This window comes from Serratia sp. CY71090 (genome assembly GCF_052166845.1).
In the GTDB taxonomy this organism is placed as follows: domain Bacteria; phylum Pseudomonadota; class Gammaproteobacteria; order Enterobacterales; family Enterobacteriaceae; genus Serratia; species Serratia nematodiphila.
In genome coordinates, this window is the sequence record NZ_JBJNOA010000006.1 from 328,999 (window position 1) to 352,243 (window position 23,245).

At 57.5% G+C, this 23,245-nt stretch carries 20 protein-coding genes, 1 pseudogene and 1 other annotated feature; of the genes and pseudogenes, 11 read left to right on the plus strand and 10 right to left on the minus strand.

Going from position 1 to position 23,245, the window contains the following annotated elements; genetic code table 11:
• Nucleotides 1-18: 18 nt before the first annotated feature.
• The 3 genes from ACJ8OK_RS13995 to speB form a co-directional block, all read right to left on the minus strand.
• Entirely contained in the window at nt 19-828 is an 810-nt protein-coding gene (locus ACJ8OK_RS13995; RefSeq protein WP_135637980.1) for a nitrilase family protein, read from the minus strand.
• A 104-nt stretch (nt 829-932) separates the two neighbouring features.
• Nucleotides 933-2,318 carry a sodium:solute symporter gene (locus ACJ8OK_RS14000; RefSeq protein ID WP_033633493.1) on the minus strand — a complete coding sequence of 462 codons (1,386 nt, stop codon included), beginning with the start codon at nt 2,316-2,318 and terminating at the stop codon, nt 933-935.
• A gap of 77 nt (nt 2,319-2,395) precedes the next feature.
• Nucleotides 2,396-3,328 carry an agmatinase gene (speB, locus tag ACJ8OK_RS14005; RefSeq protein WP_033633494.1) on the minus strand — a complete coding sequence of 311 codons (933 nt, stop codon included), beginning with the start codon at nt 3,326-3,328 and terminating at the stop codon, nt 2,396-2,398.
• Between the two features lie 250 nt (nt 3,329-3,578).
• Between speB and ACJ8OK_RS14010 the strand changes: the two genes are divergently transcribed.
• Nucleotides 3,579-4,484, plus strand: a complete 906-nt coding sequence (locus ACJ8OK_RS14010; RefSeq protein WP_442530646.1) for a LysR family transcriptional regulator — start codon at nt 3,579-3,581, stop codon at nt 4,482-4,484.
• Here the strand turns inward: ACJ8OK_RS14010 and ACJ8OK_RS14015 are convergent.
• On the minus strand, nt 4,475-5,665 hold the full coding sequence (locus ACJ8OK_RS14015; protein WP_442530647.1) for an MFS transporter: 1,191 nt from the start codon (nt 5,663-5,665) through the stop codon (nt 4,475-4,477). The two genes, ACJ8OK_RS14010 and ACJ8OK_RS14015, sit on opposite strands and share 10 nt — an antisense overlap.
• A gap of 137 nt (nt 5,666-5,802) precedes the next feature.
• Here ACJ8OK_RS14015 and ACJ8OK_RS14020 point away from each other — a divergent pair, with 137 nt between their 5' ends.
• Nucleotides 5,803-6,687: a LysR family transcriptional regulator gene (locus ACJ8OK_RS14020; protein WP_048322630.1), complete on the plus strand. Its 885-nt coding sequence runs from the start codon at nt 5,803-5,805 to the stop codon at nt 6,685-6,687.
• Between the two features lie 15 nt (nt 6,688-6,702).
• Here ACJ8OK_RS14020 and ACJ8OK_RS14025 read toward each other — a convergent pair whose 3' ends face one another.
• The gene (locus ACJ8OK_RS14025) at nt 6,703-7,527 is read right to left on the minus strand and encodes an SDR family oxidoreductase (protein ID WP_442530648.1); all 825 of its coding nucleotides are present in this window, start codon (nt 7,525-7,527) and stop codon (nt 6,703-6,705) included.
• Between the two features lie 229 nt (nt 7,528-7,756).
• Between ACJ8OK_RS14025 and hisL the strand changes: the two genes are divergently transcribed.
• From hisL to hisIE, 9 genes are all read left to right on the plus strand, one after another.
• A complete protein-coding gene (gene hisL, locus ACJ8OK_RS14030) occupies nt 7,757-7,804 on the plus strand; it encodes a his operon leader peptide (RefSeq protein ID WP_100396937.1) in 48 nt (15 codons plus the stop codon).
• Nucleotides 7,780-7,906 (plus strand) — a sequence feature (His leader region). It overlaps the preceding gene by 25 nt.
• Nucleotides 7,907-7,976: 70 nt before the next feature.
• The gene (hisG, locus tag ACJ8OK_RS14035; protein WP_004938793.1) at nt 7,977-8,876 is read left to right on the plus strand and encodes an ATP phosphoribosyltransferase; all 900 of its coding nucleotides are present in this window, start codon (nt 7,977-7,979) and stop codon (nt 8,874-8,876) included.
• A gap of 4 nt (nt 8,877-8,880) precedes the next feature.
• A complete protein-coding gene (gene hisD / locus ACJ8OK_RS14040; RefSeq protein WP_033633496.1) occupies nt 8,881-10,188 on the plus strand; it encodes a histidinol dehydrogenase in 1,308 nt (435 codons plus the stop codon).
• On the plus strand, nt 10,185-11,273 hold the full coding sequence (gene hisC, locus ACJ8OK_RS14045; RefSeq protein ID WP_033633497.1) for a histidinol-phosphate transaminase: 1,089 nt from the start codon (nt 10,185-10,187) through the stop codon (nt 11,271-11,273). The genes hisD and hisC overlap by 4 nt, the downstream gene beginning before the upstream one ends.
• A complete protein-coding gene (hisB, locus tag ACJ8OK_RS14050) occupies nt 11,270-12,337 on the plus strand; it encodes a bifunctional histidinol-phosphatase/imidazoleglycerol-phosphate dehydratase HisB (RefSeq protein ID WP_033633498.1) in 1,068 nt (355 codons plus the stop codon). The genes hisC and hisB overlap by 4 nt, the downstream gene beginning before the upstream one ends.
• Entirely contained in the window at nt 12,337-12,927 is a 591-nt protein-coding gene (gene hisH / locus ACJ8OK_RS14055; protein WP_004938803.1) for an imidazole glycerol phosphate synthase subunit HisH, read from the plus strand. Before hisB ends, hisH begins: the two co-directional genes overlap by 1 nt.
• A gap of 5 nt (nt 12,928-12,932) precedes the next feature.
• Complete coding sequence (hisA, locus tag ACJ8OK_RS14060) at nt 12,933-13,670, plus strand: 1-(5-phosphoribosyl)-5-[(5-phosphoribosylamino)methylideneamino]imidazole-4-carboxamide isomerase (protein WP_033633499.1); 738 nt, start codon at nt 12,933-12,935, stop codon at nt 13,668-13,670.
• Nucleotides 13,652-14,428, plus strand: a complete 777-nt coding sequence (gene hisF / locus ACJ8OK_RS14065; RefSeq protein WP_033633500.1) for an imidazole glycerol phosphate synthase subunit HisF — start codon at nt 13,652-13,654, stop codon at nt 14,426-14,428. Before hisA ends, hisF begins: the two co-directional genes overlap by 19 nt.
• Entirely contained in the window at nt 14,422-15,042 is a 621-nt protein-coding gene (gene hisIE, locus ACJ8OK_RS14070; RefSeq protein ID WP_033633501.1) for a bifunctional phosphoribosyl-AMP cyclohydrolase/phosphoribosyl-ATP diphosphatase HisIE, read from the plus strand. The genes hisF and hisIE overlap by 7 nt, the downstream gene beginning before the upstream one ends.
• A gap of 74 nt (nt 15,043-15,116) precedes the next feature.
• Here hisIE and gndA read toward each other — a convergent pair whose 3' ends face one another.
• The 5 genes and pseudogenes from gndA to ACJ8OK_RS14095 all read right to left on the minus strand — a co-directional run.
• Nucleotides 15,117-16,523 (minus strand): NADP-dependent phosphogluconate dehydrogenase, encoded by a 1,407-nt coding sequence (gndA, locus tag ACJ8OK_RS14075; RefSeq protein ID WP_004938815.1) that lies wholly within the window; start codon nt 16,521-16,523, stop codon nt 15,117-15,119.
• Nucleotides 16,524-16,679: 156 nt separating this feature from the next.
• Nucleotides 16,680-17,810 (minus strand): glycosyltransferase family 4 protein, encoded by a 1,131-nt coding sequence (locus ACJ8OK_RS14080; RefSeq protein WP_021504313.1) that lies wholly within the window; start codon nt 17,808-17,810, stop codon nt 16,680-16,682.
• Nucleotides 17,803-18,948: a glycosyltransferase family 4 protein gene (locus ACJ8OK_RS14085; protein WP_071826104.1), complete on the minus strand. Its 1,146-nt coding sequence runs from the start codon at nt 18,946-18,948 to the stop codon at nt 17,803-17,805. Before ACJ8OK_RS14085 ends, ACJ8OK_RS14080 begins: the two co-directional genes overlap by 8 nt.
• Nucleotides 18,949-19,052: 104 nt before the next feature.
• Nucleotides 19,053-22,694 carry a glycosyltransferase gene (locus ACJ8OK_RS14090; RefSeq protein ID WP_025302184.1) on the minus strand — a complete coding sequence of 1,214 codons (3,642 nt, stop codon included), beginning with the start codon at nt 22,692-22,694 and terminating at the stop codon, nt 19,053-19,055.
• Nucleotides 22,694-23,245, minus strand: a pseudogene (locus ACJ8OK_RS14095) (class I SAM-dependent methyltransferase); the annotation flags it as partial. The pseudogene ACJ8OK_RS14095 and the gene ACJ8OK_RS14090, both read right to left, overlap by 1 nt.

Below are 23,245 nucleotides of genomic sequence, written 5' to 3' on the forward strand. Positions count from 1 at the left end.
GCCGACCGCCCCGCCGCTTCAATACAGCAGCGGCCGCCGATCGCGATGTACGTGATTGTAGCGGCCGATGCGCTTGTCATCGGCCTCGCCGATATCCATCGATGCCAGCACCATGCCTTCACCTGTCAGGCTTTGCGTCAACGGATAGCCATCGGCGTCGACGATCGCCGATCCGCCGATCCACGCAACGCCGCGCTCCGTTTCACAGCGATCGCACACCGCGATGAACAGCCGATTGACGGCGGCGTTGGCCTGCGCCTTCACCATCTCCGCCGGCCGTTCGCCCTGCGGGCGCGGCGCCTGCGGCCAGTTGACCGGCGCGCACAGCAGCTGAGCGCCGGCCAGCGCCGGCAGCCGCACCCATTCGGGGAATTCAAGATCGTAGCAGATCATCACCGCCAACCGGCCAAAGCGGGTCTCGACGACCGGCGGTGGCCGATCGCCGGGGGTAAAGATCGTGCTCTCCTCATGCCACAGGTGGGCCTTGCGATAAATCGCCCTCACGCCCTGCGCATCGATCAATGCCGCGCTGTTGGCCACCCCGCCATCGGGCAGCCGCTCGCAGAAACCGGCGACGATCGCCACATCCAACTCACGCGCCAGGGCACACCACAAGCTGAGGCTGGGCCCGTCTTCGGTCTCGGCCAACGTCAGCGCCTCCGCCTTATCGCGCAACACATAACCGCTGTTCACCAGCTCCGGCAAAACGATGACGTTGGCGCCGCGCTGCGCCGCATGACGGATCGCCTGAGCGGACTGCGCCCGATTATGCTCTGCTTCCCCTACCCGCAGCGCTAACTGGCAGCATGCGACGCTGATTTTACCCATGACTCACCTTCTCCTTACCCTCACCGTTAAACCGACAGGGCGGCAATGCCCCCTGCTCCTCAGTAAATCAGTAAAGGCACCGTGATAAAAGCCCGGATCGCGCCTCAACGCTCGGTTTGGGTCTGCAGCTGCGGCGCCGGGCGGCTCAGCAGGCTGCCCAGCACGAAGGCGACGCCGCCACCCAGCAGACCGCCGTAGATCGGGCTGTTAGCGTCGATACCGTGCCAGATCATCAGCCCCACCACGCAAAGACTGCCGGTCAGCATGCTGGCGATGGCCCCGGCGCTGGTGGCGCGCGGCCAGAAGATCGCCCCCACCAGCGGGATCAGCATGCCGCCTACCAACAGGTTGTAAGCCAGCGTCAGCGCCGCCAGCACGTCGCGCACCACAAACGCCAGCCCCAGCATGACCGCGCCCATGAAAAGCGTGGTGATGCGCCCGGCAGCCAGCCCGCCGGAAGGTTTACGGCGGATGGCCGGCAGCACGTCCTCCAGCGCGATGGTGGAGGACGCCAGCAGACAAGCGCTGGCGGTGGACATCAGCGCCGCCAGGGCCGCGGCGGCCACCAGCCCGCTGACGCCGACCGGCAATACCGTCTGCGCGATGGCGGCGAAGGCGCCGTCGGTGTTGCTGAGCGACGGCAGCACGATCTTGCCGGCCATGCCGATCAGCGCGCCGGTCACGCCGTACAGCACGCAATAGACGCCCGCTCCCAGTCCGGCGAAGCGCGCCACGTTGGCGCTGCGGGCGGTGAACACCCGCTGCCAGATGTCCTGGCCGATCAGAATGCCGAAGAAGTAGATCAGGAAGAACACCAGAATAGTGTCCAGCCCGATCGACGACAGCTGGTAGTAACCTGCGGGCAGCAGGCTGGTGAACGCCTCCCAGCCGCCTGCCTTGACGATGCTCATCGGCATCAGCACCAGCATCATGCCGACGGTCATGATGATGAACTGAATGATGTCGGTCAGCGTCAGCGACCACATGCCGCCCAGCGTCGAATACAGCACCACCAGCCCGCCGCCGAGCAGAATGGATGCGCTGAACGACAGGCCGAACATCACCTGCATCACGCTGCCGATGGCGATGATCGAGGTCACCGCCACCATCAGGTCATACGCCAGCATGATCGCGCCGCTGGTGACCCGCGCCGCCGGGTGATAGCGCCGCGACAGCACCTGGCTGACGGTATACAGTTTCAGCTTGAGCAGCGGCTTGGCCAGCACCAGGCTCAGCACCACGATGCCCAGCCCCAGCGCGCCGCACAGCCAGACGCCGGAGATACCGTAGGTGTAGCCGAGCTTGACGCTGCCGATGGTCGACGCACCGCCGAGCACCACCGCCGACAGCGTGCCCAGATACAGCCCCGGCCCCAGGTTGCGCCCGGCCACCAGATACGCCTCTTTGGAATTGGCGCGGCGAATGCCCATCCACCCCACCGCGCCTATCACCAGAAAGTAAAACACCACGACCAGCAGATCGAGATTCATGGGTACCTCCACTCCGTAGTTATTGTTATCAGGGGCCCCGACGCAACCGCTCCGCCGGTAGAGTCAGTGCGCCGGCCTCAACGGGCCGGCAGCACGCACAACATTTCAAACAGCAGGTTGGCGGCCAACAGCGCGGTGTTGCCGGAGCGATCGTAAGGCGGCGACACCTCCACCACGTCGCCGCCGACCAGGTTCAGCCCATGACAGCCGCGCACGATCTCCAGCCCTTGCCAGACCGACAGCCCGCCGACCTCCGGCGTGCCGGTGCCCGGTGCGAAGGCCGGATCCAGCCCGTCGATATCGAAGCTGAGATAAACCGGCGCGTCGCACATCTGTTCGCGGATCTCCGCCATCAGCGGTGTCAGCGACCGGTGCCAGCAGGCCTCGGCCGGCACCACACGAAAGCCCTGGCGGCGTGACCAGTCGAAGTCGTCCGCCGCATAGCCACTGCCGCGCAGGCCAATCTGCACCACCTTTTCCGGCGCCAGCAGCCCCTCCTCAAACGCGCGGCGGAAGGTGGTGCCGTGCGCCAGCTGTTCACCGAACATCTCCTCGTTGGTATCGGAATGCGCATCGACGTGGATCAGCCCGACCGGGCCATGACGGCGGGCGACGGCGCGCAGCACCGGCAGCGTCAGGGTGTGATCGCCGCCGAGCGTCAACGGCGTGCAGCCGTGCGCCAGGATCTCGTGGTAAGCCGCCTCGATGCGCTGCACGCTGTCCGCCAGGCTGTAGGGGTTGATGGCGATATCCCCCAGATCGGCCACCTGCAGCCGTTCAAACGGCGCAGAGCCGGTACCCATGTTGTAGGGGCGGATCATCACCGATTCCTGGCGGATCTGGCGCGGGCCATAGCGAGTGCCGCTGCGGTTGGAGGTGCCGATATCGAGCGGAATGCCGACAAAGGCGGCGTCCAGACCGCGCGCCTGTTCGGCCGCGGGCAGGCGCATCATGGTGGGGAGGCCGGCAAAGCGCGGCATATCGTTACCGCTTTGGGGTTGGTTCAGCATGGCGTTTCCTTGTCTTGGGCTTGCGATAAATTGAAACATTTAAGCAACATTCGCAGGCTACCCCGTTGACCGCACCGGCTACCATTCCTGCTTTTACATGTAAACATCGGAAAACGCGATGTAACTAACCCATTGAAGTATTGATTTTTATTTCAATATCATGCCATAAGAAAGGCCATATCTTCAGCGCCGCGCCTATTTCTTCGATGTTAAAAATGGGTTAACCGGCCGACGTTCTGCGGAGGGACAGATGCTCACTAACCTAAGCGATATCGATCTGAAGCTGTTGCGGGTGTTCGTCGCGGTGGCGGAAGCCCAGGGTGTCAGCGCCGCGCAGGAAACGCTGCTGATGAACCAATCCACCATCAGCACCCATCTGGCCTCGTTGGAAACGCGACTGGGTTTTCGCCTGTGCCAGCGCGGGCGCTCCGGCTTCCGGCTGACGCCCAAGGGGGAACGCATGCTGATCGCCTGCCGCTCGTTGTTCAACGCCGCTCGCGACTTCACCCGGGTCAGCCAGTCGCTGAACGGCCTGCTGACCGGCGATCTGCAAATCGGTCTGGTGGACAATCTGGTTTCGCTGCCGGGCAACCCGTTCAGCCAGGCCATCAAGCACTTTCAGCGGCGCCACCAGGACGTGCAATTGCAGTGCCGCATCTGTTCGCCGAACGAGATTGAGCAAGGGCTGCTGCACCAGCAGCTCGATCTGGGCATCGGCTACTTCGGCCAGCAGCTGGAGGCGTTGCGTTATCAACCGTGGCTGGAGGAGAGGCAGGCGATCTATTGCAGTGAGGATCACCCGCTGTTCGCGGTGGAAGAACCCGAGCGCGAGCAGATTGAAAACGCGCGCTGGGTCAAGCGCGGCTACCTGCTGGCGCAGCAGCTGTGCCCGATCGCGCCCCCTCACTTGGCGGCGGTGGCTCACCATATGGAAAGCGTCGCCCATCTGGTGCTGAGCGGTACCTGTCTTGGCTATCTGCCCACCCACTACGCGGCGCGCTGGGTGGAACAGGGGCTGCTGCGGCAGTTGGGCGGCACGGCGCTCTCTTATCGCGCCACGCTTAGCCTGGTCAGCCGCCCCGTCCAGCCCGACGAGGCGTTGAACGCGCTGCTGGAGGATTTGGCGCGCGCCGCACGCCAATCACCTCATCGCTGAGAGGCCAGCGCCCGATTCATGGCAAACAGCGTGCCGGTTAAAGACAGGACGAGGAACCCGATGATGGCCCAGGCGAAAGAGGCCGCTCCGCCCTTGTCGAGCACCATGCCGCCGACCGCGCCACCAGCGGCCACGGCGGTATTCCAGCCCGTCGTATACATGGACTGCGCAACGTCGGCCGCGCGGCCGGAAAGCCGTGACAATGCCGTCTGCGTGAGGGTGGCGAAACCGCCGAAAGCCACGCCCCACAATGCGACGGAGAGATAGACGATCGGGGCCGCCCGTCCCCCGCTCCCCAGCAGCACGGCGGCGAGGGAAAAGATAACGATACTCATCACCGTAAGAGATTGGACTCGCCGATCGACCAGCATCCCGGCAATGCCTAATCCGGCAATCGCGCCCAGCCCGAAGATAAACAGAACGATATCGACCCGCTCGGATAACCCCGACGGCTTGAGGAAAGGCTCCAGGTAGATATACAGAATGTTGTGGGCAACGATGAAGGTGAACACCACGAACAGCACGGCGCGGATCCCGCACCGCAAGAAGACGCCGCTCAGAGACGGGCGATGCGCCTTAGCCTGGCCGGGGAAATCCGGCACAATGGCGATGATCCACGCCACGAGCGCGAGCGCCATCAACGTCATCAGGCCAAAGGCGCCCTGCCAACCGATGGCTCGACCAAGCAACGTGCCAAGCGGTACGCCGAGCACCAACGCCAGGGTGGCACCGGCGCCGGAGATCGCAATAGCGCGGCCGCCAAGATGAGCCGGTGACATGCGCACGGCGTAACCGGCCAGCAAAGACCAAACGATGCCGCCGAAAACGCCGGCGAAGAAACGCGTCGCCAATGAGACATGGTAATCATGCGACAGCGCCGTGACGAGGTTGACGATGGCAAAACCGCAGATCGCGCTCAACAGCAAGGGGCGGCGCCGCATGCCTTGCGTTAATGCGGTCAGCGGAATGGCGGCGACCAACGCGCCCACCGCATAGGCGGTGATGAATTGTCCCGCCAGGCTTTCAGACACGTTCAAATCGCCCGCGATCGAAGAAAGCACGCCCGCCGGCATGATCTCGGTCAGCAGCGTGATGAAAGCGGCCATTGCCAATGCCAGCAGGCCCCCCAGCGGCAACCGCTCGATGCTCCCGGCAGGCGCAGATATCGTCGTTTGATTCATCAATCACTCCCCATTCAAAGATGTTTCCGCTCATTGCGGATGACGGTTGCATCATGCTGCCCACTCGCTGATAAAAGAAAAATAGGCTAAAGTGAACAACACTCATGACAAAGATGTCATCAATAGAATGGAAGCCTATGGAAAGTCTGGGTTCTCTCGACGTTTTCGTCCGGGTCAGTGAAAGCCGCAGTTTCACGGTGGCCGGGCAGCAGCTGGGGATCTCCGCGTCGGCGGTCAGCAAAACCATCGCCCGGCTGGAGGAGCGGCTCAGCGTGCGTTTGTTCCACCGTTCCACCCGCACGGTCAACCTGACGCCGGAAGGGGCCCTGTTCCTGGAAAGGTGCCGTCGCATTTTGAGTGAGGTGAAAGAGGCGGAAGCCGAACTGTTGCAAACGCGGGGAACGCCTCAGGGCAAGCTGCGCATCAGCCTCCCGTCGCTGGGCACGCTTTTTATGCCAAAACTGGGGGACTTCAAGCGCCGCTATCCTGAGATCGAGCTGGATATTGATTATTCGGATCGGCTGGTTGACGTGATTGAGGAAGGTTTCGATGCCGTTATCCGCAGCGGAACCCCGAGTGACTCACGGCTGGTTGCCCGCCGGCTGGGTACCTGCCGCAAGGTTTTCGTTGGCGCGCCGGGTTATTTCAGCCAAGCGGGTATGCCGCGCAAGCCCGAGGATCTGACAAGCCATGCCCGTTTGCATTATCGCTTTCCCAGCACCGGCAAACTGGATGTCTGGCCGCTGGGGGACAAAACGGAGATGATCCCCGAACGGCCGGCCAGCATGGTGACAAATACCCTCGATCCGCAGGTGTGCTTCGCGGAACAAGGGTTAGGCATCGCTTATTTGCCGGAGATCGCCGTGCGCAGACAGCTGGAACAGGGCAGCCTGGTGACGGTTTTGGATGAGTACCACCGCGAGAACATGGTTTTTCATGTCCTTTGGCCGTCGGGCCGCCACCTGTCAGTCAAAATCAGGCTGTTCGTCGACTTTGTGACGAGCCATCTGTTCCCGCTTTAAACGACATATACCGTCTTAACTGACCGGCATACGCGCCGGATCGGGATACTGGTACTCGAAACCCAGCTCGTTGCAGATGCGGTTGCCGTCCACCAGCCGCTCATCCTGCTCCGCCTCGTCGGCGAACTGCGGCGGCTCCAGATGCAACTGCTCGGCCAGCGCCGGATAAAATTCGCGCTTGGCCGGATGACGCGGCGCGCACAGGTTGTACACGTGGCCGCCCTTCGGCAGCTTCAGCAACAGTTGGATGGCGGCGATGACGTCGTCCTGGTGCACCAGATTTACCCCCTGCGAACCGCCCTTCACGTCGAGCTTGCCCGCCAGGAAGCGGCCGGGGTGACGATCGGCGCCCACCAGCCCCGCCAGGCGCAGAATGTCCACCGAGGTGTTCGGCAATTCATGCAGCCAACGTTCCAGCTCGGCCAACACCCGCCCTGACGGCGAGACCGGCCGCAACGGCGACTCTTCGCGCAGCGTGCCTGCGGTTTCGCCGTACACCGAGGTGGAACTGGTGAAGATCACCCGCGGCACGCCAAAGGCCATCGCGCTGTCCACCAGCATGCGCACCGCATTGAAATAGTTTTCGCTGCCTTCGACGGTGCGGCGAGCGGGCAGTGTCACCACCAACGCATCCACGCGCAGCAGCGACTCCAGATCGTCCGGATCGCACACCAGCTCCGGCATCAGTTCCAGTTGGTAGCATTCGATGCCGCTCATGCGCGCGGCCTCGACGCCGTCCGGCGTGGTTTTGCTACCGACCACGTCATATCCGCGCCCCATCAGCGACAGCGCCAACGGCATGCCCAGCCAACCCAAACCAATAATGGCTACCTTTTTCATCCTCTTCCTCTCCTGAAGATCGCAGCGCCCTACCCCTAAGGCTACGCCACTGCGCACGGCGATACAATCTGCCCGGCTTAAGGTCAGGTAAAGCTGTCTGTGGCTAATAACCTAACCTGTTTCAATAAATTAAATTTATGACGTTAAAAAAGGGTTGCGCGGTGGACAGCGGATAGTTTAGCTTAATTGGCATACGGTTTTTACCGGCTTTTGATTAGAGAAAAACACCATGACACGCGTTCAGTTCAACCACCATCATCACCATCACCCTGACTAGTCTTTCAGGCGATGAGTGCTGGAAGACGGTTTGTTAATCTTCCAGTGGCGCGCAGAACGCAAGAGAGAGCCCTCGGAAGATTTCTTCCGAGGGTTTTTTTTTGGCTCCGGACAGACAGAAAGAATAGTTTTTACAATAAATTCATAAAATTACAGATTAAACAGAGGTTACCATGCTGGACAAGACACGTTTACGGATCGCAATGCAGAAGTCGGGCCGCCTGAGCGATGAATCCCAGGAACTGCTGGCGCGCTGCGGCATCAAGATCAACCTGCAGCAGCAGCGTCTGATCGCCTTCGCCGAGAACATGCCGATCGATATCCTGCGCGTGCGCGACGACGATATTCCGGGCCTGGTGATGGACGGCGTGGTCGATCTCGGCATCATCGGCGAAAACGTGCTGGAAGAAGAGCTGCTCAGCCGCCGCGCCCAGGGCGAAGACCCGCGTTACTTCACGCTGCGCCGCCTCGATTTCGGCGGCTGCCGCCTGTCGCTGGCCACCCCGCTCGACGCCGAATACACCGGCCCGCAAAGCCTGCAGGACGCCCGCATCGCCACCTCTTACCCGCACCTGCTGAAGCAATACCTCGACAAGCAGGGCGTGCGCTTCAAATCTTGCCTGCTGAACGGCTCGGTGGAAGTGGCGCCGCGCGCCGGTCTGGCCGACGCCATCTGCGATCTGGTCTCTACCGGCGCCACGCTGGAGGCCAACGGCCTGCGTGAAGTCGAAGTGATCTACCGCTCCAAGGCTTGCCTGATCCAGCGCGACGGCGAAATGCCGGAAGCCAAACAGCAGCTGATCGATCGCCTGATGACCCGCATTCAGGGCGTGATCCAGGCGCGTGAATCCAAATACATCATGCTGCACGCGCCGAGCGAGAAACTGGACGAGATCGTCGCGCTGTTGCCGGGCGCCGAGCGCCCGACCATTCTGCCGCTGGCCGGCGCGCAGAACCGCGTGGCGATGCACATGGTGAGCAGCGAAACCCTGTTCTGGGAAACCATGGAAAAACTGAAAGCGCTCGGCGCCAGCTCGATTCTGGTGCTGCCGATTGAAAAGATGATGGAGTAACGCCATGTCGACCTTCAACACGCCGATCGATTGGGCGACCAGCAGCGCCGAACGCCAGGCCGAGCTGCTGATGCGCCCGGCCATCGCCGCCTCTGACAGCATCACCCGCACGGTGAGCGAGATCCTCGACAACGTGAAGGCCAACGGCGATCGGGCGCTGCGCGACTATAGCGCCCGTTTCGACAAGGCGGAAGTCTCGGCGCTGCGCGTCAGCGCCGAGCAGATCGCCGCCGCCGCCGCGCGGTTGGGCGACGACATCAAACAGGCGATGGCGGTGGCCGTCGCCAACGTGGAAACCTTCCACAACGCGCAGCGGCTGCCGCCGGTGGACGTCGAAACGCAACCGGGCGTGCGCTGCCAACAGGTGACCCGCCCCATCGACTCGGTCGGCCTGTATATTCCCGGCGGATCGGCGCCGCTGTTCTCCACCGTGCTGATGCTGGCGACGCCGGCACGCATCGCCGGCTGCCGCCGGGTGGTGCTGTGCTCGCCGCCGCCGATCGCCGATGAGATCCTGTATGCGGCGCAGCTGTGCGGCGTGCAGGAAGTGTTTCAGGTCGGGGGCGCGCAGGCGATCGCCGCCCTGGCGTTCGGCACCGAGAGCGTGCCGCGCGTGGCGAAGATCTTCGGGCCGGGCAACGCCTTCGTGACCGAAGCCAAGCGGCAGGTCAGTCAGCGCCTTGATGGCGCGGCCATCGACATGCCGGCCGGCCCTTCTGAGGTGCTGGTGATCGCCGACGCCGGCGCCACTCCGGCGTTCGTCGCTTCCGATCTGCTGTCGCAGGCCGAACACGGCCCGGATTCGCAGGTGATCCTGCTGACGCCGGACGCGGCAATGGCGCTGGCGGTGGCCGAAGCAGTGGAAAGCCAACTGGCCGAGCTGCCACGCGCCGAGACCGCCCGTCAGGCGCTGGCGAGCAGCCGCCTGATCGTAGCGCGCGATCTGGCTGAGTGCGTGGCGATCAGCAACCGCTACGGCCCGGAGCACCTGATTATTCAGACCCGCAATGCGCGCGAACTGGTGGACGGCATCACCAGCGCCGGTTCGGTGTTCCTCGGCGACTGGTCGCCGGAATCCGCCGGCGATTACGCCTCCGGCACCAACCACGTGCTGCCGACCTACGGCTACACCGCCACCTGCTCCAGCCTTGGGCTGGCCGACTTTCAAAAACGCATGACGGTGCAGGAGCTGACGCCGCAGGGCTTCAGCAACCTGGCCGCCACCATAGAAACGCTGGCTGCCGCCGAGCAGCTGATCGCCCATAAGAACGCCGTGACCCTGCGCGTCGCCGCCCTGAAGGAGCAAGCATGAGCATCGAAAAACTGGCGCGCGCCAACGTTCGCGAGCTGACCCCTTATCAATCGGCGCGCCGCCTCGGCGGTAAGGGCGATGTGTGGCTGAACGCCAACGAATACCCGATCGCCCCGGAATTCCAGCTGACCGCGCAAACCTTCAACCGCTATCCGGAGTGCCAGCCGGCGCAGGTGATCGAACGCTACGCCGCCTATGCCGGGGTGAAGAAAGAGCAGGTGCTGGTCAGCCGCGGCGCCGACGAGGGCATTGAGTTGCTGATCCGCGCCTTCTGCGAGCCGGGCAAAGACGCCATTCTGTTCTGCCCGCCGACCTACGGCATGTACGCCGTCAGCGCCGAAACCTTTGGCGTGGAGCGCCGCACCGTGGCCGCCAAAGAGGACTGGCAATTGGATCTGCCGGCCATCTCGGACAGCCTGGACAACGTGAAGTTGATCTACGTCTGCAGCCCGAACAACCCGACCGGCAACCTGATCGATCCGGACGATTTACGCAGCCTGCTGGAGCTGGCCAAAGGTAAGGCGATCGTCGCGGTGGACGAAGCCTATATCGAGTTTTGCCCGCAGGCCTCGGTGGCCGGTTGGTTGAGCGACTACCCGCACCTGGCTATTCTGCGTACGCTGTCAAAGGCCTTTGCGCTGGCCGGCCTGCGCTGCGGCTTTACGCTCGCCAATGAAGATCTGATTGCTCTGCTGCTGAAGGTGATCGCCCCTTACCCGCTCTCGACGCCGGTGGCGGATATCGCCGCGCAGGCGCTGAGCGAAGAAGGTATCCGCACCATGCGCCAGCGCGTCACCGACATCGCAGCCACCCGCAGCTGGCTGCAGCAACAGCTGGAGAGATGCGCCTGCGTCGAGCAGGTTTTCGCCAGCGACAGCAATTACCTGCTGGCTCGCTTCACCGCCTCAAGTAATGTGTTTAAAAGCTTGTGGGATCAGGGCATTATCTTACGAGACCAAAACAAACAGCCCGGGTTGTCCGGCTGCCTGCGCATCACCATAGGCACCCGCGACGAATGTCAACGCGTGGTGGACGCGTTGTCCGCCCTGCCCGGCGCCAACCAGACTCGCCAGGAGCCAATGTGAGCCAAAAAATCCTCTTTATCGATCGTGACGGCACGCTGATCGCCGAGCCACCGGAAGATTTCCAGGTTGACCGCCTGGACAAGCTGGCGCTCGAGCCGGACGTGATCCCTTCCCTGCTGGCGCTGCAACAGGCGGGATATCAGCTGGTGATGATCACCAATCAGGATGGGCTCGGCTCCGCCAGTTTCCCGCAGGAGACCTTCGATCCGCCGCACAACCTGATGATGCAGATCCTCAGCTCCCAGGGCATTCAGTTCGCCGACGTGCTGATTTGCCCGCACCTGCCGGCGGACAACTGCGACTGCCGCAAGCCGAAAACCGCGCTGGTGAAAGGCTACCTTGAACCCGGCGTGCTCGATACCGCGCACAGCTACGTGATCGGCGATCGGCCAACCGATGTGCAGCTGGCGGAAAACATGGGCATCCAGGGGCTGCGTTACCAGCGCGGCGTGCTGGGCTGGAAAGAGATCGTGCGCCAGTTGACCCTGCGTGACCGTCACGCGCGGGTTAATCGCGTGACCAAAGAGACGCAGATCGACGTCAACGTCTGGCTGGATCGCGAAGGCGGCAGCAAGATCAAAACCGGCGTCGGCTTCTTCGATCACATGCTGGATCAGATCGCCACCCACGGCGGCTTCCGCATGGAGATCGACGTCAAAGGCGACCTGTATATCGACGATCACCATACGGTAGAGGACACCGGCCTGGCGTTGGGTGAAGCCCTGAACAAGGCGCTCGGCGACAAGCGCGGCATCGCCCGCTTCGGCTTCGTGCTGCCGATGGACGAATGCCTGGCGCGCTGCGCGCTGGATATCTCCGGCCGCCCGCACCTGGAGTACAAGGCCGAGTTCAACTATCAGCGCGTCGGCGATCTCAGCACCGAAATGGTCGAGCACTTCTTCCGTTCGCTCTCTTACACCATGGGCTGCACGCTGCACCTGAAGACCAAGGGCAAAAACGACCACCACCGGGTCGAGAGCCTGTTCAAAGTGTTTGGCCGCACGCTGCGCCAGGCGATCCGCGTCGAGGGCAATACCCTGCCGAGTTCGAAAGGAGTGCTGTGATGAACGTGGTGATTTTGGATACCGGCTGCGCCAACCTGGCCTCCGTCACCTACGCGGTGCGGCGCCTGGGTTATCAGCCGGAGGTGAGCCGCGATCCGGAGATCGTGCTGCGCGCCGACAAGCTGTTCCTGCCGGGCGTCGGCACTGCGCAGGCGGCGATGGATCAGCTGCGCGAGCGCGATTTGATCGAACTGATCAGGGCCTGCACGCAGCCGGTGCTGGGCATTTGCCTCGGCATGCAGCTGCTGGCGGCCAGCAGCGAAGAGAACGGCGGCGTGACCACGCTCGGCCTCATCGATACGCCGGTCAAGCAGATGACCGACTTCGGCCTGCCGCTGCCGCACATGGGCTGGAACCAGGTGTCCGCGCAGGCGGGCCACCATCTGTTCCGCGGCATCGATGACGGCGCCTACTTCTATTTCGTACACAGCTATGCGATGCCGATATGCCCCAGCACCATCGCCCAGGCGAACTACGGCGAGCCCTTCACCGCCGCCGTGCAAAAAGACAACTTCTTCGGCGTGCAGTTTCATCCAGAACGTTCTGGAGCAGCCGGCGCGCAACTGTTGAAAAACTTTCTGGAGATGTAGGCAGCATGATTATTCCGGCTTTGGATTTGATCGACGGCAACGTGGTGCGTTTGCATCAGGGCGATTACGGCCAGCAGCGCGACTACGGCAACGATCCGCTGCTGCGTCTGCAGGACTATCAACAACAGGGCGCCCAGGTGCTGCACCTGGTCGATTTGACCGGCGCCAAGGATCCGGCGGCGCGCCAGATCCCGCTGCTGCGCAAGCTGCTGGCGGGGGTTGACGTGCCGGTGCAGGTCGGCGGCGGCATCCGCAACGAACAAGACGTCAGCGCCCTGCTGGAGGCTGGCGCCACGCGCGTGGTGATCGGCTCCACCGCGGTGAAACAGCCGCAGTTGGTGCAAAGCTGGTTCGAGCGCTACGGCGCCGACGCGCTGGTGCTGGCGCTGGACGTGCGCATCGACGCGCAGGGCGTGAAGCACGTGGCCATCAGCGGCTGGCAAGAAGACTCCGACGCCACGCTGGAACAGGTGGTGGAACAGTTCCTGCCCTACGGGCTCAAACACGTGCTGTGCACCGATATTTCACGTGACGGCACGCTGGCCGGTTCCAACGTGGCGCTGTATCAGGAGATCAGCCGCCGTTATCCGCAGGTGGCCTTCCAGGCCTCGGGCGGCATCGGCAATCTGGACGACATCGCCCAGCTGCGCGGCAGCGGCGTTGCCGGCGTGATCGTGGGGCGCGCCCTGCTGGAAGGTAAATTTAGCGTTGAGGAGGCGATCGCATGCTGGCAAAACGGATAATCCCGTGCCTGGATGTTAAAGACGGGCAAGTGGTGAAAGGCGTGCAGTTCCGCAACCACGAAATCATCGGCGACATCGTGCCGCTGGCGCAGCGCTATGCGCAAGAAGGTGCGGACGAGCTGGTGTTTTACGATATCACCGCCTCGAGCGATGGCCGGGTGGTGGACAAAAGCTGGGTGTCGCGCGTGGCGGAGGTGATTGATATTCCGTTCTGCGTCGCCGGCGGCATTAAAAGCGCCGAGGACGCCAGCCAGATCCTGTCTTTCGGCGCCGACAAGATTTCGATCAACTCGCCGGCGCTGGCCGATCCTGAGCTGATTAGCCGCCTGGCTGAACGCTTTGGCGTGCAGTGCATCGTGGTGGGCATCGACACCTGGTTCGACAGTGAAACCGGCAAGTATCACGTCAACCAATATACCGGCGACGAGAGCCGCACCCGCATCACACAGTGGGAAACCCTCGACTGGGTGCAGGAAGTGCAGCGCCGCGGCGCCGGTGAGATCGTGCTGAACATGATGAATCAGGACGGCGTGCGCAACGGTTACGACCTGCAGCAGCTGCGTCGGGTGCGCGAGGTCTGCAAAGTGCCGCTGATCGCCTCCGGCGGCGCGGGCACCATGGAGCACTTCCTGGAGGCGTTCCGCGATGCGGACGTCGACGGCGCGCTGGCGGCATCGGTGTTCCACAAACAAATCATCAATATCGGCGAACTGAAAAGGTTCCTGGTTGAACAAGGCGTGGAGATTCGCGTGTGCTGACAGAACAACAGAGAAACCAGCTGGACTGGGAAAAAACCGACGGCCTGATGCCGGCCATCGTGCAGCACGCCGTTTCCGGCGAAGTGCTGATGCTGGGTTACATGACGCCGGAAGCGCTGGCCACCACCGAGCAAAGCGGCAACGTCACCTTCTTCTCGCGCACCAAGCAGCGCCTGTGGACCAAGGGTGAAAGCTCCGGCCACTTCCTTAAGGTGGTCAGCATCACGCCGGACTGCGATAACGATACGCTGCTGATATTGGCCAACCCGATCGGCCCGACCTGCCACCTCGGCAACAGCAGCTGCTTCCACCCGGCCGCCAGCGACTGGACGTTTCTCTATCAGTTGGAACAGCTGTTGGCGGAGCGCAAGCATGCCAGCCCGGACAGCTCATACACCGCCAGCCTGTACGCCAGCGGCACCAAGCGCATCGCGCAGAAGGTCGGGGAGGAAGGCGTGGAAACCGCGCTGGCCGCCACGGTCAACGATCGCGAAGAGCTGACCAACGAAGCTTCGGACCTGATCTATCACCTGCTGGTGCTGCTGCAAGACCAGGATTTGGATCTGAGCGCGGTGATCGGCCGGCTGCGCGAGCGGCATCAGAAAAAAGCATGACGTTAACTCGCACGCAATAAAAAAGCCGCCGGGCGTTAACCTCGGCGGCTTTTTTTATCGCTCAACGAGCCGGCTTATTCCATCCATTCGGTATGGAACACGCCTTCCTTGTCGATGCGTTTATAGGTGTGCGCACCGAAGTAGTCGCGCTGCGCCTGGATCAGGTTCGCCGGCAGCACCGCGGAACGGTAGCTGTCGTAGTAAGCGATCGCAGCGGAGAAGGTTGGCGTAGGGATACCGTTCTGCACGGCGTAGGCCACCACGTCACGCAGCGCCTGCTGGTACTCGTCGGCGATTTGCTTGAAGTATGGCGCCAGCAGCAGGTTGGCGATATCGGCATCCGCCGCGTAAGCGTCGGTGATCTTCTGCAGGAACTGAGCGCGGATGATGCAACCGGCGCGGAAGATCTTGGCGATTTCGCCGTAGTGCAGATCCCAGTTGTTTTCTTTAGACGCGGCTTTCAGCTGAGAGAAGCCCTGCGCGTAGGACACGATTTTGCCCAGATACAGAGCGCGACGCACTTTCTCGATGAACTCGGCTTTGTCGCCGGTGAACGGCGCCACTTTCGGGCCGGTCAGCACTTTAGACGCGGCAACGCGCTGATCTTTCAGCGAGGACAGGTAGCGTGCGAATACCGATTCGGTGATCAGCGACAGCGGTTCGCCCAGATCCAGCGAGCTCTGGCTGGTCCATTTGCCGGTGCCTTTGTTGGCGGCTTCGTCCAGGATCACATCGACCAGGTATTTACCCTCTTCGTCTTTCTTGGTGAAGATGTCTTTGGTGATGTCGATCAGGTAGCTGTTCAGCTCACCCTTGTTCCACTCGGCGAAGGTTTCGGCCAGCTGCTCGTTGCTCAGATTCAGCGCCTGTTTCAGCAGAGAATAGGCTTCGGCAATCAGCTGCATGTCGCCGTATTCGATGCCGTTATGCACCATCTTCACATAGTGGCCGGCGCCGTCTGCGCCAATGTAGGTCACGCAAGGCTCGCCTTCCGCAACCGCAGCGATTTTCTCCAGGATCGGCGCCACCAGCTCGTAAGCTTCTTTCTGGCCGCCAGGCATGATGGAAGGCCCTTTCAGCGCGCCCTCTTCACCGCCGGAAACGCCGGTGCCGATGAAGTTGAAGCCCTGGTCGGACAGTTCGCGGTTACGACGGATGGTGTCCTGATAGTAGGTGTTGCCGCCGTCGATCAAGATGTCGCCCTTGTCCAGGTGCGGAGTCAGCGAGGCAATGGTTTTATCCGTTGCTTCGCCCGCTTTCACCATCAGCAGGATGCGGCGCGGTTTTTCCAGTGATTCGACAAACTCTTCAACGGTGTAATACGGCGCCAGATTCTTGCCCGGGTTCTCAGCGATCACTTCGTCAGTTTTGTCGCCAGAACGGTTGAAAATGGAAACGGTGTAACCACGGCTCTCGATGTTCAGCGCGAGGTTGCGGCCCATTACCGCCATGCCGACAACGCCGATTTGTTGCTTGGACATTTAGGAACTCCTGTCTGAGGATGACCCTGCCGGCAACGTCGGCCAGCAGGTTTTGTGATGTGGCACACATGTTAACTCAGGATTGAGCCGGGTGGGTAGTGATTGGTGCGATAGGTCACATAACTCGTCTAAATTTTCAGTAACCTGCCAGACCATTCAATCGGGCTTATTATGCCTTCCCAGCAGGGATTCGTAGATTTTCGCGTATGCCTCGACCATTTGTTTGGAGGTGAACATCTCTTCGTAGCGTTCATACGCCTTATTACCGAATGTCTCCGCCAACTTGGGGTTCTCCCAAAGCTTATCCATTGCCTTTCTCAATGCCGAAGGATCCGATGGAGGGATCACCAGTCCCGTCTGATCATTGACGTTGATAAAGGTAGTCCCTGTCCCTATTTCACTTGAAATCATGGGTTTTCGGTACATGGCACCTTCCAGTAGCGAAATGCCAAACGCTTCCGAGCGTAAATGTGACGGAAATACAATACCATAGCTCAGCGTCAGTAGTGCCGATTTATCCTCATCCGGCAATGCGCCAAGAAAATGAACGTTTTTCAGTCCCAAGTTCTGAGCCTGCTCACGTAATTCACTTTCGATCGGCCCGGCCCCTACGATCACGATAGGATAGTTTGCACCGATAGCCGCCTCTAGCAGTATATGTAATCCTTTATAATAGCGTAACGTGCCAATAAATAAGAAAAATGGTTGGCCGAGCTGACGCTGCCATTTTTCCAAGCGGCTCGGTTCTGGCACCGGATATGTCTCTTTATCCAGACCTATCGGAATCACAGAGACTTTATTTTTGAACGTTTCCAATACGTCACTGGTGGCCACATAGTTCGGTGATGTTGCTACGATGCAATCTATTTTACGCAAGAACAGGTGCATCAGTGGCTTATATAACCTAAGAAGGTTTTTTTGCCTGATAATATCAGAGTGATAACTAACCACTGTCGGCTTATTCACTCCCGAGAGGAAGTGTACAAGATCCATGTATGGCCATGGGAAATGATAGTGGATGATATCCGCTTGCTCGCTGAGCTCTTTAAATTTCTTTATGACGCGAAATGAAAATGGGTTAGATGCAATGCTGAAATCTTGTCTGACTTTATGAGCTGTATGCTGTGAAATAGTTTCGCAACTATCCTTATCTGCAGGCGTTACGGACAAAACATCCGTCGATATACCCTTCTCTACACCACCTTCAGCGAGTTGGTATATCACTTGCTCAATGCCGCCAAATGAGTCAGGATAATAGGTTTTATAAAAATGGAGTACTTTAATCATTATTAGTCAATTTTTGATAAACGTTTAAAGTTTGGCTAGTGCAATTTTTCCAGGAAAACGTTGCTGCATGTGACAAACCTAATGCAATTGCATCCTTTCTCCACGCTTCATCTGTCAGCCCTCTGATAATAAGCTGCGTTAATAAGCTGACATCCTCAGGAGAGTGAGTTAATGCCGCATCACCTGCGATTTCCGGCAAAGATGAACTGTTGGAACAAATCACCGGAGTTCCCGAGCTCATCGCTTCCAATACCGGAAGCCCAAAGCCTTCATAGTGTGATGGGAAAACAAACAGCCTGGCTGCAGAGTACAATAATGGCAATTCTTCTGCAGCCGCAAATCCCAGATACTTAAGCCATCCCTCACGCTGTCCTCGCTCTATTTCCTGCATAATGTCATCATTGCGCCATCCCTTATAGCCGGAGAGGACTAATGGATAACGGGCACGCAATCCGTCAGGTAGTTTTCTATAAGCATGAATAAGGGAAAGAATATTCTTCCTCGGCTCAATGGTACCAACGAATAAGGTGAAGGCTTTATAGCTTAAATCAAATTTTTTTAAAACTCCAGATACGTGTTCTACCTGACGAGGGTAAAAATCAGGCGAGCTTGCCAGATGAACCGTGTGGATTTTCTCAATTGGATAATCGAAATATTCATGAATCTCTTTACGAATATAGTTCGAGACCGTGATGAGACCATTCGCCCTCGACAATGCTTTCATCATTTCTTTCTTGGTATAACGATTCCTTTTAGGATCGAAACAGTGCTCCCATTTAAAAGGAGAAAGATCATGAAACGTTGCCACTGCAGGGCCGTCAAAAGGAGGGAGGAAATAATTAGGTCCATGAAAAAGGCAACGTTCGTAGCCACGCAGCGCCTTCTTTTTTAGTTGTGGCATAAGCAATCTGTAGGTCTCAATAGCCAATGAATTGCTCTGCACAATTTTTTTCAACCAGTGACTACTATCAGATGTATTTTTTGCCGTAGGTATGTTAGATAAAAAACGGGTACCGGAGAAAAAATTTAGTTCTTCAATTTCGTTGTGGCTTTGCAAGCCTTTTGCCAACTCATAGGTATAACGCCCTATGCCAGTCAACGGGAACTTGATAGGCTCAACGGAAAGAATTATTTTCATCTAAAGTCACATTCCATAGAATATCTATGCTTTCAACATAGTAGATTCAATGCAGTAGTAGAAATCACACCTACTGCATTGAATAAGGCTATAGCTAGAGGAGGTTATTTGAAATGTTTTGCTCTTAACAAGCCCGCACACATGTTTTCTAGCCGTCTGGCAACGGCATGATAATCATGCTGCTCGCACCACGCATCAGCACGTCGTTGCGTTTCAACTGCACTCGAAGAGTTTTTAACAATCTCAGAAATAATATCTGCAATACCTTCAGCAACATCCACTACGGAGGTTCCCTTCAATTTGAAGACAGCGTCACCAAGATCATCAAAAATAGCGAGCGGCGTCACTGCCACAGGTTTATGCGTCGCCATGCCGTAGCGAACGGCACCACTGGCCGATTCGCCGGTATTTTGATACGCGAAAACCAGCAGATCGGCGTCAGAGAGCAGACGTAAGCTTTCTTTATCATCAAGAAAATCGTTATGCATCTCTACCAGATCTTCAACCTTCAAATTAGCCGCAGTCTCTTTAAGCTCACGAACCAAAGCGGTGGATTCACTGACGGGGTATTCCGCATTGACCAACCTTAGTCGAATAGGGTTCCCCGCTTTTTTCAAATAGGCCACGGCTTCGATAAGTTCCTTCAACCCTTTATGCGGCAGGCAAAAACCATAGCTGGCAACCAAAGGCGGCAGATTGCGATGAGCAGTCGATGCCAGAGCGGGATAGTTAATCACGCCATGTGGGAACAGAGTTACATTATTGACTAATCCAAGCAACTTCAGGCGGTTGATATCAGCAATAGAATGAACCAGCAAACGGTCACACATTTTCAACGCGTCAGTCATTTCTGATAAACGGAAATTCCAATACGGCTCTTTTTCGATCGGATCAACCGTCGAATGCATGGCCATAACGATAACCCGTCCCGCCTGGTGATGCCTTTTGATAAAGGCCGATAACTCGCGGTGGTTAAAGAATCCATAGTTAAACTGGATGACCAAGGTGTTCAGATTCAGGGTTTCAATTTGAGTATCTAAAGCATCAAGGTAATTGTCTTCTTTTCCAACAACCCAACTCCTCAGAACGTTACCTTCGTCCGCGTGTACCAGATCATTTGCTGTCGGTGCAAAAATCACAATTTGGTCGCTGGGCATGTCAGCTACCAAATGTTGGGAATAGGTGGCGATGCCGCATTTGGTATTCCACGTCGAGAGCCAGCCAATGCGGGGTTCCACTTGAGCGACGTCAAAATGCTTACGCAATTCGCCTACCGCAGCCTTTGATCGCTGCGCAACCGAGCTCCAGGTAAACTGACTAAGTATCAGTTCACGCCCTTTTGCTGCCATTGCCGATAGTTGCTTTTTGTCAGTCGCCGCCGCCTGCGCCATCGCCTCGGCCAGTTTATCAATATCGGCATGCACCCATGATGAAGAAAACAGGCCAAAATGGGTCTTCGCGCGTTCAAAACGATAATCAACCAGCCATGAATTTTCCTGCGTGCAAAAATCAAGCTGCCCGCTCCAACCAGTGGTGATAGCGGGTAAACCGCTCAACATCGCCTCCGCAATCGGCAAACCAAATCCTTCAGCACAGCTTGCCGCCACCAAGACATCACACTGTTCATAGAGCGCTTTCAGCTCTTGTTCCGGCATATCTTGTTCGATAATAATGACATGGGGATAATTGACGTGCCGCTTCTGAGCTTGCGTTAGCCATGCCTGAATTTCATTGTGCGGGTTAGGGAAAGTTTTGATGACCAGGGAAACATCATCCTCTCCGGTAAAAGCGGCGCCATAGGCCGCCAGCATCGCCTGAACCCCCTTCCGCGGGAAGCACGAAGAAACATGCAGGAATTTGAATGCCTTGGCGTTCAGTTGCGGAGGATTGGCTGACTGAATCCGCTCCCAGTGCTCGCAACCATTCCCGACATTAAAAACGGGAACTTTAGTACCATTATCAATCAATACTTTGCGCACATGTTCTGAAGTGCAAAGGATCGCATCCAATTCACGGTTGAAATTATTGATCCAACCTTGTGGAAAGCCACTTTCTTCCCATGCATAGCAATGCAAAAGCTTCACATCCGCAGCCATGTTGCTGACACGTGGCGGATAGATATTGCGGCTCAATACATTAACCTGCTGCTCACTCCGCTGCTGCAAACGCGAATGGAATGCCTTCAAATCCGCATTACTTTCATCACTCAGGAAGGTTTCATTTGGAGCAAAGTCGCCAGGCCCTTCCGTTGAATGCAGCAGAACGTCAACATTGTCGCGACTGAGTGCTCGCGCGAATTCTCGATTTACCAAAGCCAGGCTATAGGAGCTGTCAAAAGGTCCTTCAACGCGCCAAGAGAGAGACTCTAGCGCAATGCCTTGCAACTCGAGTCTTTTGGCATTTCTATCCATCGCCTCAGCGGTTGACCGCAGATCGTTATCCGAAGGCTCTTCACGACATTTGATCGAGGAAACGGCGGAGATCAATTGCGATGACGTTACCGATTCAAACTCCACATCTCCGGCCTCAGCAACTAACCGCTCAAAACGAGACAAGGCGATAGTTCCCGCCTTATCCCACGAAAACTTGGCGGATTGCTCCAAAGCGTGTTTCTTTAATTGAGCGAGGAAAACGTCATCGCTTAAAGCCTGTTGAAGCTTGTCTCTTATTGACTCAACAGAATAGGGATCAAACAGCGCATCGGCATAACCGATCACTTCCGGGATACTGGTGACGTTAGAACCGATTGTCGCCGCACCGCACGTCATGGCCTCCAGAATCGGTAATCCAAAGCCTTCATGCAACGAAGCAAAGACAAACAACTTGGCCAACTGATAAAACACGACCAGATCCTGTTCCGATACATATCCAGTCAGAACCATCTCGTCATCACGCAGTTGTTGATTACGCGCGATGGAATGCAGATAACTGCGATCGCTGTCCGATAGCTTACTAACGATAACCAGTTGATTTTTTTCACGTAATTCAGGCGTTAATTTGCTGTAAGCCTCAATCAACCTCTTGAAGTTTTTACGGGAGTCAAAACCGCCAGGAGCATAAAGTACGACATCACGGGTAATGCCATATTTCTCTTTTAATTCAGAAAAATTATTAGCGGAAATCTCGCTGATATCAAAATGTTCTTCGGTCGCCGCCGAAATCGTGCATACTTTGCTTTCGGGAATATCCAACCACTCAATCACCTCCGAAGAAGTATAGTCCGAGTTGGTCAGCAGCAGATCCGCGTTCTTCAACCAATTGATTTTCTTTAAATAATAATCTTTATAAACGTCATCTTGCAGGTAAACATCCGCTTGTACCAAAGGGATTAGATCGTGATGCAACACCGCCACTTTAGTTTTTGGCGTTAATTTAGCGATCGACGTCACCGCATTATCTACATGCCCTTCGAACAAACTGGTTATAAAAACGACATCAGGTTTAAGATTATGTAAGAAGGCTTCACGCACATATTCTGCACACTCACTGCGCCAAGCATTGTTTCTATCCATCGCTCTGACAGGGCCAGGCGCATACCAGATAACGATATTTTCGGCCGGCACTAAGCGAGCAAATTGCGCTTTAAGTTCAGCGATGGTTTCGGGAAACAGCGCAGACAAAGCAATAAAAATTTCGTGTTGACTGTTATTACGGATGATTGCCTTTGCAATCGAAAGAGTATAACGGCCAATACCCCGAAAACGGCTTTCCGTTTGTGCTCCTTGCAGGTCAATAACAATACGCATTATGAATCCCCGTGTTTCTTATTATTTATTCTCTTTAGCTGCTCATATATATCGATAGCTCTGCTCGTCATATTTTCCTTATACACAACATGACGTTCATTCGCCATAAGATCGGCGTGATAGTCAGGCGCGGAAATTAAAACCCGTCTGAAAACAGATTGCAGAAATCGGTAAGCACCCAGCTTTCTAGCGCTGGAAAGAATGAATGCTTTGAATTTAGGATGTTCATGGAATAAAGCCAGAGCCGTATTTATTCCCTTTCTCAAAACCTTTTTGACTGCTTTGCGAGCTCGAGTTTTAACGCCTTGCTCACGCACCGCTTTAAATTGATATGAAACCCAACGCAATGGGGAGGTCACACGCCAGGAATTGCTGGTATGCGCATCAAAAAGCTGTTGTTGCAGACTCTGATTGTTAGCATGCACGTCAATGAGCTGCTGCTGTAGGCTTTGATTATTAGCATGTACAGCCATCAGCTCTTGATGTGACTTGTCCAATTGGTGCTGAAAACGCTCCAATTGGTTACTCACTTCGTGGAACTTCACTGTCTG

Coding starts and splice junctions, on each gene's coding strand:
- ACJ8OK_RS14025 (WP_442530648.1), bottom strand. CDS start 7,527: ATGAAAAAGGTAGCCATTATTGGTTTGGGTTGGCTGGGCATGCCGTTG.
- speB (WP_033633494.1), bottom strand. CDS start 3,328: ATGCTGAACCAACCCCAAAGCGGTAACGATATGCCGCGCTTTGCCGGC.
- ACJ8OK_RS14090 (WP_025302184.1), bottom strand. CDS start 22,694: ATGCGTATTGTTATTGACCTGCAAGGAGCACAAACGGAAAGCCGTTTT.
- hisD (WP_033633496.1), top strand. CDS start 8,881: ATGTCGACCTTCAACACGCCGATCGATTGGGCGACCAGCAGCGCCGAA.
- ACJ8OK_RS14085 (WP_071826104.1), bottom strand. CDS start 18,948: ATGAAAATAATTCTTTCCGTTGAGCCTATCAAGTTCCCGTTGACTGGC.
- ACJ8OK_RS14020 (WP_048322630.1), top strand. CDS start 5,803: ATGGAAAGTCTGGGTTCTCTCGACGTTTTCGTCCGGGTCAGTGAAAGC.
- ACJ8OK_RS14000 (WP_033633493.1), bottom strand. CDS start 2,318: ATGAATCTCGATCTGCTGGTCGTGGTGTTTTACTTTCTGGTGATAGGC.
- hisC (WP_033633497.1), top strand. CDS start 10,185: ATGAGCATCGAAAAACTGGCGCGCGCCAACGTTCGCGAGCTGACCCCT.
- hisF (WP_033633500.1), top strand. CDS start 13,652: ATGCTGGCAAAACGGATAATCCCGTGCCTGGATGTTAAAGACGGGCAA.
- ACJ8OK_RS13995 (WP_135637980.1), bottom strand. CDS start 828: ATGGGTAAAATCAGCGTCGCATGCTGCCAGTTAGCGCTGCGGGTAGGG.
- hisH (WP_004938803.1), top strand. CDS start 12,337: ATGAACGTGGTGATTTTGGATACCGGCTGCGCCAACCTGGCCTCCGTC.
- ACJ8OK_RS14080 (WP_021504313.1), bottom strand. CDS start 17,810: ATGATTAAAGTACTCCATTTTTATAAAACCTATTATCCTGACTCATTT.
- hisG (WP_004938793.1), top strand. CDS start 7,977: ATGCTGGACAAGACACGTTTACGGATCGCAATGCAGAAGTCGGGCCGC.
- ACJ8OK_RS14015 (WP_442530647.1), bottom strand. CDS start 5,665: ATGAATCAAACGACGATATCTGCGCCTGCCGGGAGCATCGAGCGGTTG.
- hisA (WP_033633499.1), top strand. CDS start 12,933: ATGATTATTCCGGCTTTGGATTTGATCGACGGCAACGTGGTGCGTTTG.
- gndA (WP_004938815.1), bottom strand. CDS start 16,523: ATGTCCAAGCAACAAATCGGCGTTGTCGGCATGGCGGTAATGGGCCGC.
- ACJ8OK_RS14010 (WP_442530646.1), top strand. CDS start 3,579: ATGCTCACTAACCTAAGCGATATCGATCTGAAGCTGTTGCGGGTGTTC.